General features: G+C 69.3%; 12 protein-coding genes. 6 read left to right on the top strand and 6 right to left on the bottom strand.

The window, feature by feature from the left end:
• Positions 1-46 precede the first annotated feature (46 nt).
• The gene (gene pstA, locus CVV72_RS20220) at positions 47-1,171 is read right to left on the bottom strand and encodes a phosphate ABC transporter permease PstA (RefSeq protein ID WP_126735604.1); all 1,125 of its coding nucleotides are present in this window, start codon (positions 1,169-1,171) and stop codon (positions 47-49) included.
• Entirely contained in the window at positions 1,171-2,160 is a 990-nt protein-coding gene (gene pstC, locus CVV72_RS20215) for a phosphate ABC transporter permease subunit PstC (protein WP_219145302.1), read from the bottom strand. The genes pstA and pstC overlap by 1 nt, the downstream gene beginning before the upstream one ends.
• A 325-nt stretch (positions 2,161-2,485) precedes the next feature.
• Here pstC and CVV72_RS20210 point away from each other — a divergent pair, with 325 nt between their 5' ends.
• From CVV72_RS20210 to CVV72_RS20200, 3 genes are all read left to right on the top strand, one after another.
• Positions 2,486-4,774 carry a hypothetical protein gene (locus tag CVV72_RS20210; protein WP_255632188.1) on the top strand — a complete coding sequence of 763 codons (2,289 nt, stop codon included), beginning with the start codon at positions 2,486-2,488 and terminating at the stop codon, positions 4,772-4,774.
• Positions 4,771-5,673 carry a sortase gene (locus tag CVV72_RS20205; RefSeq protein ID WP_219145300.1) on the top strand — a complete coding sequence of 301 codons (903 nt, stop codon included), beginning with the start codon at positions 4,771-4,773 and terminating at the stop codon, positions 5,671-5,673. Before CVV72_RS20210 ends, CVV72_RS20205 begins: the two co-directional genes overlap by 4 nt.
• Positions 5,674-5,880: 207 nt before the next feature.
• The gene (locus tag CVV72_RS20200; RefSeq protein WP_219145299.1) at positions 5,881-7,773 is read left to right on the top strand and encodes a S8 family serine peptidase; all 1,893 of its coding nucleotides are present in this window, start codon (positions 5,881-5,883) and stop codon (positions 7,771-7,773) included.
• 72 nt (positions 7,774-7,845) lie between these two features.
• On the opposite strand, the gene CVV72_RS20195 is transcribed toward CVV72_RS20200, so the two are convergent.
• Positions 7,846-8,937 carry a substrate-binding domain-containing protein gene (locus CVV72_RS20195; protein WP_219145298.1) on the bottom strand — a complete coding sequence of 364 codons (1,092 nt, stop codon included), beginning with the start codon at positions 8,935-8,937 and terminating at the stop codon, positions 7,846-7,848.
• Between the two features lie 156 nt (positions 8,938-9,093).
• Complete coding sequence (locus CVV72_RS20190; protein ID WP_219145297.1) at positions 9,094-9,501, bottom strand: DUF1508 domain-containing protein; 408 nt, start codon at positions 9,499-9,501, stop codon at positions 9,094-9,096.
• Between the two features lie 221 nt (positions 9,502-9,722).
• Between CVV72_RS20190 and CVV72_RS20185 the strand changes: the two genes are divergently transcribed.
• The gene (locus CVV72_RS20185) at positions 9,723-10,463 is read left to right on the top strand and encodes an SDR family oxidoreductase (RefSeq protein ID WP_219145296.1); all 741 of its coding nucleotides are present in this window, start codon (positions 9,723-9,725) and stop codon (positions 10,461-10,463) included.
• Between the two features lie 139 nt (positions 10,464-10,602).
• Here CVV72_RS20185 and CVV72_RS20180 read toward each other — a convergent pair whose 3' ends face one another.
• The gene (locus CVV72_RS20180; RefSeq protein WP_219145295.1) at positions 10,603-11,637 is read right to left on the bottom strand and encodes an SDR family oxidoreductase; all 1,035 of its coding nucleotides are present in this window, start codon (positions 11,635-11,637) and stop codon (positions 10,603-10,605) included.
• A 71-nt stretch (positions 11,638-11,708) separates the two neighbouring features.
• Between CVV72_RS20180 and CVV72_RS20175 the strand changes: the two genes are divergently transcribed.
• On the top strand, positions 11,709-12,608 hold the full coding sequence (locus tag CVV72_RS20175) for a LysR family transcriptional regulator (RefSeq protein WP_219145294.1): 900 nt from the start codon (positions 11,709-11,711) through the stop codon (positions 12,606-12,608).
• On the opposite strand, the gene CVV72_RS20170 is transcribed toward CVV72_RS20175, so the two are convergent.
• The gene (locus tag CVV72_RS20170) at positions 12,588-14,030 is read right to left on the bottom strand and encodes an ABC transporter substrate-binding protein (protein WP_219145293.1); all 1,443 of its coding nucleotides are present in this window, start codon (positions 14,028-14,030) and stop codon (positions 12,588-12,590) included. The two genes, CVV72_RS20175 and CVV72_RS20170, sit on opposite strands and share 21 nt — an antisense overlap.
• 100 nt (positions 14,031-14,130) lie before the next feature.
• Between CVV72_RS20170 and CVV72_RS20165 the strand changes: the two genes are divergently transcribed.
• The gene (locus tag CVV72_RS20165) at positions 14,131-15,468 is read left to right on the top strand and encodes an LVIVD repeat-containing protein (RefSeq protein ID WP_219154033.1); all 1,338 of its coding nucleotides are present in this window, start codon (positions 14,131-14,133) and stop codon (positions 15,466-15,468) included.
• The last annotated feature ends 8 nt before the right edge of the window (positions 15,469-15,476 follow it).

Here is a 15,476-nt window from a genome sequence, read left to right as displayed (position 1 = left end):
GGATTCTCCTCATTATCGTCCACAGTGGACAATTCGGTGGTGTCGGTCACCGGTTCTCCTTCGTTCTTTTCGCCTTGCGCTTCGACCGGTCGCGCCCGACGATCCTGGCGATCGCGAACAGGCCGAAGATGAGCAGGATCAGCACGAGCGCGCCGACGTAACCGCGCTGCTGGACGTTTTCCAGCGGCTGCTTGATGAAGCGGAAGATGAACAGCGGGATGCTCTCCTGCGGCGCGGAGAACGGGTTGGCGTTCATCGCGAGCGAGCCGAACGAGGTGAACAGCAGCGGGGCCGTTTCGCCTGCCACCCTGGCGATGCCGAGGATCACGGCGGTGGTGACGCCGGTGCGCGCGGTGGGCAGGACCACCGACCACACCGTCCTGGCCCGGCTCGCGCCGAGGGCCAGCGACGCCTCGCGCAGGCCGTCCGGGACCAGCCGGAGCACCACGTCCACGGTCCGCGTCACCGTCGGCAGCATGACCATCGTCAGCGCCAGGGTGGCCATCAAACCGTTGTAGCTGAACAGTCCCACGCCCGCCTGGATACCCGGGATGATCAGCGCCGCGTAGATGAACAGACCGGCCACGATGGACGGGAGACCGCTCATCGCGTCGACCATGATCCGCACCGGACGGCGGAACCGCGACCGGGTCTCGTTCAGGAAGATCGCGGTGAGCACGCCCAGCGGAACGACGAAAACCAGGGTCAGCGCGGTCTGCTGGAGGGTGCCGACCACCGCGTGCAGACCGCCGGTCGCGGTGACCGGATCGGTCGGCGCGACGGCGGACATGTCGTGGGTGAAGAAGCCGAGGCGCAGATACGGCGCGCCCTCGATCACGATGTAGGTCAACAGGAACAGCAACGGGACGAGCAGGGTGAGCGCCCCGGACACGACGATCGTCGAGACGAGCCGGTCCGACGCGGCGAGCCTGCCGAGACGGTCGCGGGTGACCAGGTAGAGCATCGCCAGGTACAGCAGGTAGGCGACGATCAGATCCGCCAGCCAGCCGGGGGAATCCAGCAGCAGATGCATGACGAACCAGGTGAGCAGGGTGGCCGACACCGCGCAGCCGAGCGCGGCCAGCCGGTCCTGCCGGGTCGTCTCCGACGGGCGGCGTTTGACGAGTTTGCGCGGGCCGGACGAGACCGGGGGAGTGAGTGTCGTGGTCATCAGGCATCCACTCCCGCACCGGACCGGCTCTTGGAGATGATCACCGACGCGGTGAAGTTCGTGGCCAGGGTGAAGACGAACAGCACCAGGCCCGCCGCCATCAGCCCGGACAGGGAAAGGCCTGACGCGCCGGAATTGTTGGCGATGAACCCGGAGATGGTCGCACCACCGAACTGGAGGATGTGCTGCGTGATCTCCGGAACCTGGGGCAGCAGCAGGGAAACGGCGATCGTCTCGCCGAGCGCGCGCCCGAGCCCGAGCATCGAGCCGCCGATGATGCCGCCCCGGCCGAAGGGCAGCATGACCGTTTTGACCATCCCCCACCGGGTACTGCCCAGTGCGAGCGCCGCTTCCTTTTCCCCGGGCGGAGTCTGCGCGAAGACCTCACGGATCACCGAGGTCGTGATCGGGAGGACCATCAGGGACACCACCAGCCCGGCGATGAACATGGACTGGATGTAGAGCGTGTTCTCCTTGGACGCGAACAGCGGGAACCAGCCGAGGTTCTCGGTCAGCCACGTCGAGATCGGGACGATCTGCGGGCCGAGGAAGCTGAATCCCCACAGGCCGTACAACAGGCTGGGGATGGCGGCGAGCAGGTCGACGAGGCCGGTGAGGAAGCCGCGGATCCGGCCGCTGGAGTACTCGGTGATGAACAGCGCGGCCAGGATGCTCAGCGGTACGGCGACGAGGACCGCGATGAGCGCGACCACGATCGTCCCGTAGAGGAGGCCCAGCACACCGAGGACGCCGGAGGCCGGGTCGAACCGGATGGTGGTGAAGAACCCGAAGCCGCTGTTGTCGAAAGCGGGCCCGGACCGGTAGACCAGGAAGAAGCCGATGACCAGAAGGATTCCCAGCATGGCCAGCCCGGCGCCGGTGGTGACCCGGCGGAACGCCCGGTCGGCCCGGGAAAGGACTTCGGTGATCACCCGCCGCACCGGGGTTCCCGGTGGGGACGGATCGGGCCGGGGTGGCGCGACGGTCACGAGCGGCCTTCCTTCGTATCGGTGGGCAAACGAGTTCAGGGCACACCACGTCGCCCCTCGATGCGGCCAGTATGTGGTGCCCGAAACCGCGAAAGGTGTCCAAGCGGGGAACGCCCGACGGGGCGCGTGTGAATCTGTGCCGGGGCAGGTCCGGGTGCGGTTGACCCCGAACGGGCGACTCGGGGACGTTGGTTCCGGGCGCGGCTCGTGATCGAGTCCCGCTCTCCGCCGTATGCCCGCGCACCTTGGGGAGTCGTCCGTGTTCTTCGTCCGCGCAAGACAAGTCGGGATCTTGCTGATCTGCGGGGTGCTGATGGTGACGGGGGTGTCCGTCCCCGTGGCGCAGGCGCAAGCGCCGGCGAACCCGCCGTACACCCTCAAAACCGAGCCCGCCGATCTTTCGGCGGCGCGGAACGGCGACCCGGTGCGGATCACGGTGTCGGGATTGGCGAGCGGTGCCCAGGCGTCCCTGAAGGTCTGCCCCCAGGTCCTGCCGGACAATTTGATCAAGGTCGCGGGGAAACCGCCGTGGCTGCGGGACAGTTCCGTCAGCGCGCGGGTCAATGCCTACTGCGGAGGGTTGAAGGACGAGTTCATCGCGAACTCGGCGCATATGGACAGTGCCACCGGCCGCCGCAGCAGCAGGACCGGCGACATCGTCATCGACACCCAGATCCCGCTCGGTTCGTCCACCCCGAAACCGATCATCTGGGATCCGCTGTACACCACCTTCACCAAGAACGCGGAAGGTCAGGCGGACAAGCCGCCCACGGTTTCCTGGGCGGCCAACCCCGACGTCGTCGATCCGGCGACCGGTGCGAAGACCCGCAACAAGTACTCCTTCCGGTGCGACGAGAACAATCCCTGTTCGGTCGCGGTCACGATCACCGCGAAGAACGCGGACGGCGCGTTCGTGACCTGGATCGACAGCTCGATCTCCTTCACCCCGTCGCAGCAGGAACTCGGCGTCAAAGGGTGCAAGGGCGCCGGTCAGCACACGCTCAGCGCCAGCATGCCGGAGCGGCTGGGCCGCACCGCGGTCGCTTGGAACCAGGCGCTCTGCGCGCCCACCCAGGCCGAGCAGCCGGCGAACATCGTGAGCGAGACGGAAGACGCCGGCCTGACCGCGTTCGACAAGGGCGACTCGGATCTGGTGATCACCGGCAGCGGGAACGCGCTCGCCACGCAGACCGTCCGGGACCGGCAGTACATCCCGGTCGGGATCAACGCGGCGGTCGTGGCCGCGGTCGGCTGGTCGCCGACCGACAGCGACGACAACGGGAGCTCGCTCAACGCGAAGTTCACCGGCACCCTGCGATTCACCCACGACGAGGTGGCGAACATGGTCACCAAGGGGGGACAGCAACCCGATCTGGACGGCCGGGGCGGCATTTTCCGGAACGGTACCCCGCTGGTCGGCCGCAATCCGGCGCTCGCCTCCGTCACGAGAGAGAACGAGGCGAACGCGGCCAGGGCGAGAGCTGGCGCCGAGAGCCTGGACTTCTTCGGAGTGACCGGGGAATCCGGGCCGGGCACCATCCCGCTCGCGTTGAGCAAGGTGCTCGCGGGCGCCGCACCGGCGGCTTGGGTGTTCCCCCGGAAAGGGACCGATTATTTCGGTGAGCTGGACGGGAAATCGCCGGGGGTGATCGCCGATCTGAACGCGCTCGATCCCGGCTCTCTCTCGCTGCACAACGTCGACGCGAAAACCGGTCAGCTCGCCGTGCGCAAGACCGTGCAGAACGGCGTCGTGGGAACGGGATTCGTCTGCACCGGCGGCTGTATGAGCTGGGTCGTCACCGATCTCGCGACGGCGAGGGCCTACGGCTGGGCGCCGGTCGCGCTTCCGGACGGCAAGGGGAACTTCGTCGCGCCGACCAAGGAAAGCCTGCAGCTGGCGGCCGATTCGATGCAGGTCGGCGCGGACGGGACCGTGCAGCCGGGCACCGTGACCAAGGACGGCGCGTACCCGCTGACCTTCGTGGAGTATCTGGCGGCGCCGGTCAATCCGTTGATCGACGCGACCTGCAAGCCGATGACCGAGAAGCAGGCGCAGCTGAAGGCGGTCGCCGAGCTGGCGAGCGGCTACGGCCAGTCGCTGCTCCCGCCGGGCATGACCCCGTTGAGTCCGGGCTTGGCGGCCACCGTTCCCGCGCGAGTGGCCAAGATCGGCACCGGGACGGTCCAGGAATCCTGTCAGGAAAGGGAAGAAGCGAAAGACCCGCCACCGGCGGGCGGGAACGGTGCCACGACGGCCGCCAATTCCTCGCTGACCGGCCCCACCGGGGGAACGGGTTCGCCCGCCGGAACTTCGGCGACGGCGGCCGCGACCGGGCCCGCTCCCGCGGCCGCCCCGACCCCGGAAAGCGTGCTGGCGGCCAAGAATCTCGCCGAGTCGATCGACATCCCGAAGTTCCCGGGCGCCGGAGTGCTGGGCGCGCTCATTCCCTTGGTGGCGTTGGTGATCCTGGCGACACTCCCGTCCGCGACGGCGTACGTCGCCGCCGGACGCCCGGTGCCGAGGTGGCTGGTCGTCGCGCTGGCCGAGATCGGGGCCGCGTTCGCGATGCTCTTCGGTCTCCTGCGGCGTAAATCGGCCGGAGGAGTGGCGTGAGCATCTCCGTCGAAGAGCGGCACCAGGAACCGGAAACCCGCTTCCTGAGCTTCGGTCCGGGATGGATCGGCACCGTCCTCGCCGCCTGGCTGGTCACGACCTCGGTGGCGCTGGCCCTGGTCGTCTACGCGCTGGGGCCGATGCTCCAGACGAGCGATCAGCGGAAGGCGCTGGGCGAGATCCGCGGCGAGATCGGCCTGGCGCTGGGCGCCAGCCAAAGCCTCTTCGGGGCGCCTCCGCCCACCGAACCGGTCGAGTTCGGGAAGCCGGTCGCCGTCCTGGAGATTCCCGCGCTGAAGCTGCAGCAAGTCGTCGTCGAAGGGGCGTCGAGCGGGGAAACCGCGTCCGGACCGGGCCACGTGCCGGGGACCGCCGGTCCCGGGCAGCCGGGCAACGCCGCGATCGTGGCGCGCAACGCGGGCTACGGCGGTCCGTTCGGATCACTGGAGGCGCTGGAGCCCGGTGACGAAATCGTCGTCGCGACGACTCAGGGCAAATCCGTCTACCGCGTGACCGAGAAGGCCACCCGCCCGCTCGACGAGGGGGCGGACTACGGCAAGACCCAGAACGATCGGCTGACCCTGGTGACGTCGGCGTCCTGGTGGCCGCTGGCCTCGGAGGAAGCGACCGTGGTGACCGCGACGCTGGAGGGCAGGCCGTTCCGGCCCACTCCGCAGAACGGCAAGGCGGACGCGCAGGACGGCCGGACCGGCGACGGCGACGCGTGGGCCGGGCTCGTGCTGGCCTTCGGCGGGTTCGTGGCGGCGGCGGCCGGGGCGACCTTCCTCTACCGCCGGTGGCGGCCGGTTTCCACCTACGTCATCACCGGTCCGGTGCTGCTCACCCTGGCGTCGCTGGCCGCTTTGGCGCTTTGGCGGCTTTTCCCGGCGTGGGCGTAGGAGTATTCCGGTCTTTTCGGACCGAAATCCCTCCCACGATGTGGATCTTCCCCCGATACCGACTTTGGTCGGTGGACTCCTCACTGATAGCTCTTTAGATTCTCCCCATTACACCCGGTCAGGGGTAATTCATTCGGGCGGCCGAAGGAATTCCTGTCACGGGCTGTGCCGTGTGGGCAGTGCTTCTGAAAAGCCAGGGAGATTTCAATGAGCAGATTCAGCCGGGTGGTCACATGCTCGGTTCCGGTCGCGGTCGGTGCTTTGCTGCTGTCGACCGCGGTTTCCGGTGCCCAGCCGTCGGAAGAGGTGCGCACCCAGGCCGGGATCAGCGCGCTGCAGAGCATCAAGAAGAGCCTCACCCCGGCCGAGCGCAAGCAGTCGAGCCAGCTCGTCGTCGAGAAGCGCCTCCGCGCCGACAAGGGCCTGGCCGGCAAGCTGCCCGAGTACCGGACCGGCCTGGGCGTCAGCGACGCCGGCACGGTCTCGGTGGACATCAAGGGCGCCGGACAGTCCCTGGTGGACGCCGTCAAGGCGGCGGGTGGCACCGTCCGCTACGCCTCACCCGCCGGTGCGATCCGCGCCGACCTCCCCCTGAGCGCCGTGGACGCGATCGCCGGACGCGGTGACGTCGCCGAGGTCAAGGCCGCTTCCCAGGCCATGACCTGGAACGAGTCCGCGCCGCAGGACCGGCGGCAGGCCGCGGCCAAGAAGACCGCCGCCGCGCTGCAGGTCGCCGAGGGCGACAAGGCGCACGGCAACGACACCGCCCGGACCAAGTACGGCGTCACCGGCGCGGGCCAGAAGGTCTGCGTGCTCTCGGACGGCATCAAGTCGCTCCAGGCGTCGCAGACCGCCGGCGAGCTCCCCGCCGTCGACGTCCTCCCCGGCCAGGCGGGCAGCGGTGACGAGGGCACCGCGATGCTGGAGATCATCCACGACATGGCGCCCGGCGCCGCGCTCGGATTCGCGACCGCCTTCACCAGCGAGCAGAGCTTCGCCGACAACATCCGCGCCCTGCGGACCACCGGCAAGTGCACGATCATCGTCGACGACGTCTCCTACTTCGACGAGTCGCCGTTCCAGGACGGCCCGGTCGCGCAGGCCGTCAACGACGTGACCGCGGCCGGCGCGCTCTACTTCTCCTCCGCGGGGAACTCGGGCAACCTGACCGACGGCACCAGCGGCTACTACGAAGGTGACTTCCGCGGCTCCGGCAGCAAGATCTCCGGGATCACCGGGACGCCGCACGACTTCGACCCGAGCGCCACGACCCAGCTGTACAACGCGCTCTCGCCGAACTCGGTCGGCCGCTACGTCACCCTGTTCTGGTCCGACCCGTGGGGCAAGGCCACCAGCGACTACGACCTGTTCGTCCTGAACTCGTCCGGTGCGGTCGTCGCCTCCAGCGAGGGCGCGCAGAACGGCACCCAGAACCCGTACGAAATCGCCCAGGTCCCGGCCAGCGGCTCGGGCTTCAAGGTCGCCGTGGTCAAGTACAGCGGCGCCGACCGGTTCATCGCGCTCAACGTGATCCGAGGCCGCTTCGTCGCCTCAGGCGACCTGAAAGCCTTCAGCACCAACGGTGTCACCTCCGGCCACTCGGCCGCCGTCAACGCCTTCAGCGTCGCGGCCGCTCCCGCCGCCGGTGCCTTCGGCCGTGCGCTCGAAGCCGGTGACCCGGCGAACCCGGCAGGTCCGTACCCGGGTCTGTTCACCGCCGCCAGCAAGTGGGAACGGTTCACTTCGGACGGTCGCCGTCACCAGTTCTACAACCCGGACGGTTCAGTGATCACCCCGGGCAACGTGTCCTCGACCGGTGGCGCGACGCGGAACAAGCCGGACATCACCGCGGCCGACGGCGTCGCGACCTCGGTGAGCGGCTTCCAGCCGTTCTTCGGGACCTCGGCCGCCGCGCCGAGTGCCGCCGCCATCGCCGCGCTGCTGAAGCAGGGCAAGCCGGCCGCGACCCAGGCGGAGATCCGGAACGCGCTCGTGTCGACCGCGATCGACCTCGGCGCCCCGGGCTTCGACCCGGTCACCGGCGCGGGCGTGATCATGACCGACCCGGCGCTCGCCGCACTGGGCGTCGCCCCCAAGTAGTTCTGTAGCGCGTGAAGGCCCCCTTCCCTCGGCTCAGCCGAGGGAAGGGGGCCTTCACGCGCTAGGAGGGGGTCAGGACTTGACGCAGGACAGGCCGTTCGGGCCCGAGACGGTCAGGAAGCCGTACCGCTTGATGGTGGTGGCGAGCTGGCCACCGCACAGCGGGCTGGCGGTCGCGGCCGTGTCACCGGCGGCGAAGCCGACGGCGCGCTGGGCCTGGTCGTAGCTCGGCGTGCGGGTGTCGAGCACGTGGTAAACGCTGCGCGAACCCAGGAACGCCGTGGTGAAGGCCGGGGTGTAGTTGCCGGCCGAGCCGGCGACCGGGGAACCGTTGAAGCCGGCACCGGTCAGCGGGTTCACGGTGAAGCCCGCGCGCTTGTCCGCGGTCACCGCGTTGCCCTGGGCGATCCACTGCGCGATGGAGAACGGGGCGATCGCGTTGGCCCGGTCGGCGGCCGGGATGGAGCTGCCGTCGTGCTCCTGGAACCGCTTGATGGTGACCGGCTTGGTGGTGGGGTCGAAGCCGAGGACCGTGGTGGTGAAGAAGCTCAGCGTGCCGGAGCCGGTCTGGGGCAGGTAGACGACGATGGCGGCGTTGGCGCCACCGACCTGGTTCCAGTTGGTGATGGAGCCGTCGTAGATGCCGCGCAGCTGCGCCAGCGTGAGGGACAGGCCCGCGCCCGAGCCGGTCGCCGAGGACGACCAGGTGACACCGTCGGTGGCGAAGGCGTAGTACTCGAACGACGCGGGGTCGGAGGAGCCGCGGGGCGACGACGACCGCGCGATGTCGATCTTGCCGTCGCCCGCGTCGCCGGAGGCCTTGAGCGCGGTCTTGCCCTGGGAAGAGCCGTTCGGCGGCAGGGTGGTCGTGGTGTTGTAGACGACCTGGTCGGCGTAAAGGTCACCGGGAACGGTGAAGGTGCCGCCCGCGGCGAGCAGCGGCGGGATGTTGACGTGGTTGTCGGGGTCGGTGTTCCAGGCGGCGCCGTTGGCGTTGGCCAGGATCGCGCCGGTGATGTCGACGGTGGTGTCCGAGCCCGCCGCGGCCAGGACGTCCTCGAGGCCGTTGGCCGGGGCGACCGCCGAGGCGGTGCCGGTCAGGGTGAGGCAGGCGCAGGCGGCGATGGCGGTGGCGCCGAGAAACCGAGTGGTACGAGCACGCATCTTGTTTGCACTCTTTCTCTAGTCCCCAAGTCGTCACGGGATTCCGTGACTTGCCACAATCCTCGCTCCGCAACACTGTCCGGCGACGGTGCTTCGCGTTCCCGCCCGACGTCATGGTGGTTAATCTCCGGGGAACGCACTTTCCGTGAGCGGCCGTCACGGAGAACGATTCGGTGAAATGCCGCCGGAATCGCGACGGTATTTCCGGCGCCAATCGGCGATGGTCTCGATCCCTTCACCGATGGACGCCTCGGTGGTGGCCGAGCGGAATCGGTCGAGGCCGCGCTGCGCCTCGATACGCCGTCCGTAGGCATGGCTGGCGATCGCGACGACCCGGTCTTCCCGATGCAGGCGCCAGCGCCAGCGCCCGCCGCTGAGATGACTGAAATCGCTGGTCAGCTCGGAAACGTGCGCGCTGAGCCAGGCGATCGCGGCGAGGCATTCCTCGGCTCGCGGATAGTCGTCGGGCGCCGAACCCAGCGACACGTTGTTGCCGCCGAGCAGCCGCCATCGGATGGTCTGATCGCCGGTCTGGACCAGCTGGAAGCGCGGATTCTTCTTCACTGTCCACCACTCCGGCGACGAAGTGAACGGTGTGAATTCCCCCTGGGCACATCCGGTGAATCGCCTCGATGTGGTGAAGGGGTTACCGGTTTTCATGAAGGCGCGACGGCCGACGGGTGAACGTTTTCCGCCGACGGCGGCGCGCTAGCCTGAACGGACGCGGGTAATCGGAAAACAATCACCGAGCCGGATCGGTCCGGCACGGTCTGCGAGGAGGTTCGATGGGCAACGGCAGGACCGCGGTCGTCACCGGGGCGGGTTCCGGGCTCGGCAGGGAGATCTCCCGCGCGTTACTCGGCGCCGGTTACCGGGTCGCCCTCGCCGGCCGCCGTGCGGAAGCGCTGGCCGAGACCGCCGGTGGCGACACGAACGCGCTTACCGTGTCCACGGACGTCGCCGGCCCGGATTCCGTCGCCGCGTTGTTCGAGACGGTCCGCGCGGAATGGGGGCGGCTGGATCTCCTGGTGAACAACGCGGGTGTTTCGGTGGGCGGGACGGTCGACGAACTGTCCTTCGCGGACTGGAAACGCGCCGTCGACACCAACCTGACCGGGATGTTCCTGTGCGCGCAGCAGGCCGTGCGGCTGATGAAGAGGCAGGACCCGCGCGGCGGCCGGATCATCAACAACGGTTCGATCTCCGCGCACGCGCCGCGCCCCGCGTCCGTCGCCTACACGGCGACGAAACACGCGGTGACCGGGCTGACGAAGTCGATCTCCCTCGACGGGCGGGCCTGGAACGTCGCTTGTGGACAGATCGACATCGGCAACGCCGCCACCGAGATGACGTGGAAGATGGCCGACGGGATCCCGCAGGCCGACGGCAGCGTCAAGGCCGAGCCGACCTTCGACGCCCGGCACGTCGCGGACGCCGTGCTGTACATGGCCGGGCTGCCGCTGGACGCGAACGTCCAGTTCCTGACCGTCACGGCGACCGCGATGCCGTACATCGGGCGCGGCTGAAGGGACTTCTCCACACCCCGGGCTCTCCTGGTCCGCGGTGGAGGGACGTGTCGCGAAAGCCACTTTCGGGACATCAGACGTCGCGAAGGTGGCTTTCGCAACCTCCACTCGGCCGGCGACCATCCCCGAAGCCTCCGGCCTACGGGATCACCTTCGCCTTCCGGAACTCGTCGAACAGCCGGAAGAACATCGCCGAGGTCTCCGCGTATTCGTGGAAACCGGCCCGCCGGGCCTTCGAGCCGTCCGCGAACATGTCGTAGTCCCAGCCGAACACGAAATCCGCGAATCCCCACGACGACGAAACGGCGCTGTACGGCACTTCGAGGCCGTACTTCGCGGCGATCGACGTCCAGAGTTCTTCCTTGTCCGCCATGACGACGTCCAGCGACATCGGTAGCGGCGGCGCCACCTCCAGGTCGAAGTACCGCGCGATCCGCGGCCAGAGGTCGCTCCACCGGAAGAGGTCGCCGTTCGCGATGTTGTACGCCTCGTTCTCCGAGCCGGTGGCCCATACGGTGGCCTTCGCCAGCAGGCCGGCGTCGGTCATTTCCAGGAGGCTGTCGTACGCGCCGGGTTTGCCGGGGAACCGCAGCGGCAGGCCGAGTTCCTTCGAGATCGACGCGTAGACCGCGATGGCCAGCGCGAGGTTCATCGGGTTGCCGAGCGCGGTGCCGCCGACCACCGACGGCCGGATCGCTGACCACGTCCAGGCCTTCCCCGCTTGGCGCCGCTCCAAAAAGGACTGCTGATCGACGTTGAACTCGGGCGGCATGTGCCCGGCGTCGTCCTCGCGCGCCGGGGTCTTGAACGGGCCGAGGTGGGCGCCGTAGACCTTGTAGCCCTGCATGAGGCTGATGTGGCGCAGTCCGGGCGCGGCGGGCTCGATCGCGTCGACGAGGTTGGTCAGCATCGCCAGGTTCGGCGCGACCAGCTCGGCCCAGGTCGGCTTGTCGACATAAGCCGCGTAGAACACGTGCGTGACGTCGCCCAGGCCGCCGAGCTTCGCGCGGGTGTCGTCCGCGTCGAGCAGGTCGACCGCGATCTGGCCGGGGCCGCCTCGCCGCGACAGGCCGATGACGCGCCACCCCGGCAGGGTCTCGAGGTGTTCGATCAGGTTCTTGCCGATGACCCCGTTGGCCCCGGCGACCAGGGCGACCTTGCGTTCTTCGTTCATGTCCTCAAGCCTGGACCCGGTACGGAGATAAGTCCAAGGCATAGATATCACCACTCCGATAAACTCTCTTCATGACCAGCTTGCGCCAGCTCGAGTACCTGGTGACCGTCGTGGACACCGGCTCCTTCACCAAGGCCGCGGAGATGCTGCACGTGACGCAGCCCGCGCTGTCGCATCAGGTGCGCGCGCTGGAGAAGGGCGTCGGCGGCCCGCTGCTCGAACGGCTGCCCCGCAGCGTCCGGCTCACCCCCATGGGCCGCGCCATGCTGCCGCACGCCCGCGCCACCCTCGCCGACGCCGAACGCGCGCGGTGCGCGGCCCGGCAGGCGTCCGGCCTGGAGGCCGGGGAACTGCAGATCGCGACGGTCTATTCGGTCGGCATCGGGGTCCTGCCCGCGGCGTTGCGGGTCTGGCGCCGGGAGCGGCCGGAGGTCGACGTCCGGCTGGTGGAGTTCAGGCACGCGGACGAACTCCGGGAGGCCATGGCGGCGGGGGAGGCCGACGTCGCGGTCGGCCCGGTGCCGCCGGGCTGGGACGGGCCGGTCCGCGAAATCGGTGCCGAGGAGTTCGTCGTGGTCCTGCCGATCGACGGGCCGCGCGAGGACGACGGCACCGGCGTCGTCGATCTGGCGACCCTCGCCGACTGCGCGTGGGTGCACTACGCGCCGGGCAACGGTCTCGCCGACCTCGTCGACCAGGCGTGCGCCGCGGCGGGGTTCCAGCCGAGGGCCGCGGTCCGGACCGAGCAGAGCGCGGCGGCCCCGGTACTCGCGGCGGCGGGGCTCGGTCCCGCGCTCGTCCCGGCCAACGTCCTGCCCGAAGGCTTCCACGGCCGCGTCCTGCGGCCCGAACCGCCGATCCGGCGCCCGCTCGCCGCCTACTGTCGCAGCACGCCCGACCCGCTGACCTCGGCCTTCATCGACGTCGTCGCGGGGGAGTGCACGCTCGGGTCACCGCACGGAGGCCGCTGACAGGTCCACCCCGCCGAACGTCGTCGCCTTGACGTCGCCCACCCGGTCCGCCCAGACGGCGTGCCCGTGCCCGGACCACAGCGGTACGACCGGGAGGTCCCGGAGCAGGTGGTTCTCCACCAGCCGGTAGACCTCGCCGCTCTCGGTGGATTCGATCTCCTCGGCCGATTTCAGCAGGTCGGCGAACCCGTCGCTCTGATATCCGGTCGCCTTCGCGATCTCGGCCAGCACCTCCTGCGGGCTCGGCGTCATCAGGCCGACGTCGATCGCGAACGGGCCCTGTCCGGGCTCCGCGGCGAGCGGGACCCCGACCGCCGTGCTGACCTGCTCCGCGAGCGGACGCAGCCAGCTCCCCTGCGACTGTCCGAAGTGGACAGGTGTGGCCGGGAACTCCGCTTGGGCCAGCAGGGATTTCCCGGCACCGGCGTCGAAGGTGCAGGGGCGGCAGGTGCTGCTGCGCTCACCCGGCGCGACCGCGGGCGGCAGCAGCGACTTCGCCGGATCCACCTGCTTGCCGAGGGCGCCGGCCTCCAGCGCCGCGCGGTCGATCCCGAGCGCGAAACCGTGCCGGACGGTCGCGTCGGAGAAGTGCTGTGCGGTCAAGGGAAACCCGAGGTAGGCGACGGTCGGCAGGGCCCACATCACGTGCCGCTGCGCGAAATCGGCATGCATGGCCTCGTGGCGATCACCGGGGACGAACGTGGAGAGATCGAGCTTCCCGGCCTTGACCTCGTCGTACTGCGCCGCCGCGTCGCCGGTCTTGAGTTCGATCACGCGCGCCTTGCCCGGCGCGTCCGCCACGCGGACGAGTTTGCCGCCCGACGGCTGCCACGCGCCGTCCAGCCGGAACGGCCCGTTGCCGACGGGGCGTTGGGCGAAACCGGCCCAATCACGCGAAGCCAGTGCCGACGCGGGCAACGGGACCAGCGCGGGCGAGGAGAGCAGAGCGGGGACCTGACCGGACGGCCGGTCGAGCACGAGCCGGATGGTCAGCGGATCCGGCGCGGTGATCTCCTTGGCCCGCAGGAGATCCTTGACCACCCGCGAAGCCTGCCACTGCTCCGCGCCGATCGCCTTCCAGGTGTCCACATAGGACTGAGCGGTCACCGGGGTGCCGTCGTGGAACTTCCCGCCGTCCTTGAGCTTCACCGTCCACGTGATCCGATCGGAACTGGTGAACGATTCGGCCGCCCGCGGCGCCGTCTTGCCCGTCGCGGGGTCGTAATCGGCCAGCGGCGTCCAGAGCGCGCCGGCGAGCATCCGCCCGGACTGGTCGCGGACGTCGGCGGGCAGCAGGGTCACCGGAGCGGCCAGGCCCACGCGAAGAACGTCCGGTGCGGGCGGTTCGCCGGATTCCGTGCAGCCCGCCGCGACGAGGGCGGCGGCCAGGAGCGGGACCAGAAGACGCAAGCGCATGGTCATGTCATAGCAGTCCGGCAACGACTATTGGCGGTTGTGCGGGCAAAGTGGCGATCATAAGGTGCAGGAACCAGCCTGGGAGGTTTCTGTGCGAGGAAACTGGTTGCTCCGTTCGTGCCTGGCGCTCGCCACGGTCACCGCGACCCTGATCGCCACCGGTCTGCCCGCCGCGGCCTGCGGCGACGAGGACAAACCGGCAGGCGAGAAGGTCCGGGTCGCGGGCGCACCCGGCGCGGTGAAGAACGTCAAGGCCGTCGGCAACGTGCCCGACGCGCAAGGCGCCATCGCCATGGGGTTCCTGCAGTACGGCAAACGTGACGTCATGGCCGTTTCCGGCGAGTTCGGCCTGAAGGTCTACGACCTCACGAAGAACCCCACCGCGCCGAAGCTGATCGGCGAGGTCAGCCTTCCCGGTCTGTGGGAAACCGAGGACACCGAGGTCGACGTCAAGCGCAAGCTCGTCTTCCTGGCGCGCGACCCGCGGGCCTACGGCGGCACCACGCAGACCGGCGAGTCCGGTATCTACATCATCGACCTGAAGAACCCGGACAAACCGGCCATCCTCAGCTACACCAAGGTGCCCGCCGGTCACACGACCAGCTGCGTCGACGACTGCCGGTACCTGTGGACCGGCGGCCCGTCCAAGGCCGCGAACCAGCCCGCGGAGTGGGGCGGCCGCCCGATCTGGGTGACCGACATCCGCGACCCGCGCAACCCCAAGACGTTCCCGAACCCGATCGAGCTCGCGCGCAACGACGGCAAGACCGACTACGTGCACGACGTCCAGGTCGACGCCGTGGGCGTGGCTTGGGTGTCCGGCCGGGGCGGCGTCCGCGGCTACTGGACCAACGGCTATCACCGCGATCCCGTGCAGGGCAAGGTCCGCCGCGCGACGCCGTTCGACCCGGTGCCCTACGCGGGCGGCGGGGTCGAGGAGACGGCGGCGCCGTCGAAGTTCATGCACAACAGCTTCCACCCGGCGGGACACCGCTCGGCCGACGGTGCCGACTCGAACCGCCGGCACGGCCGCGACCTGATCTACGCCACCGAAGAGAGCTTCCTCGACGGCTGCGCCGGTGACGGCGTGCTGACGATCTCGTCGCTGAAGAGCTCGTACAACGGCGAAGGCTGGCGCTCGACGCCGGAGAAGCCGTTCCGCCTCGAGTCCGTCGGCACCTGGAGCGTCGCCGGGCAGGAGGGCAGCGACCCGGCCTCGGGCGACTGCTCCGCGCACTACTTCGACATCCGCGGCAAGGTCCTCGTGCAGTCGTTCTACGCGCAGGGCACGCGGTTCCTCGACGTCAGCGATCCGACCGACCCGAAGCAGATCGCCTACTTCCGCCCGGCGGACGCCAGCGCGTGGGCGCCCTACTGGCACAAGGGTTACGTCTATGTCGCCGACAACACCCGGGGAATCGACATCCTGAAGCTCACCGCCTGAGGCAGGAT

The sequence above is a fragment of the Amycolatopsis sp. TNS106 genome (assembly GCF_019330265.1).
GTDB lineage: Bacteria > Actinomycetota > Actinomycetes > Mycobacteriales > Pseudonocardiaceae > Amycolatopsis > Amycolatopsis lurida.
The sequence above is the reverse complement of the archived record's forward strand: the minus strand, read 5'-3'. Positions and strand labels throughout refer to the sequence as shown.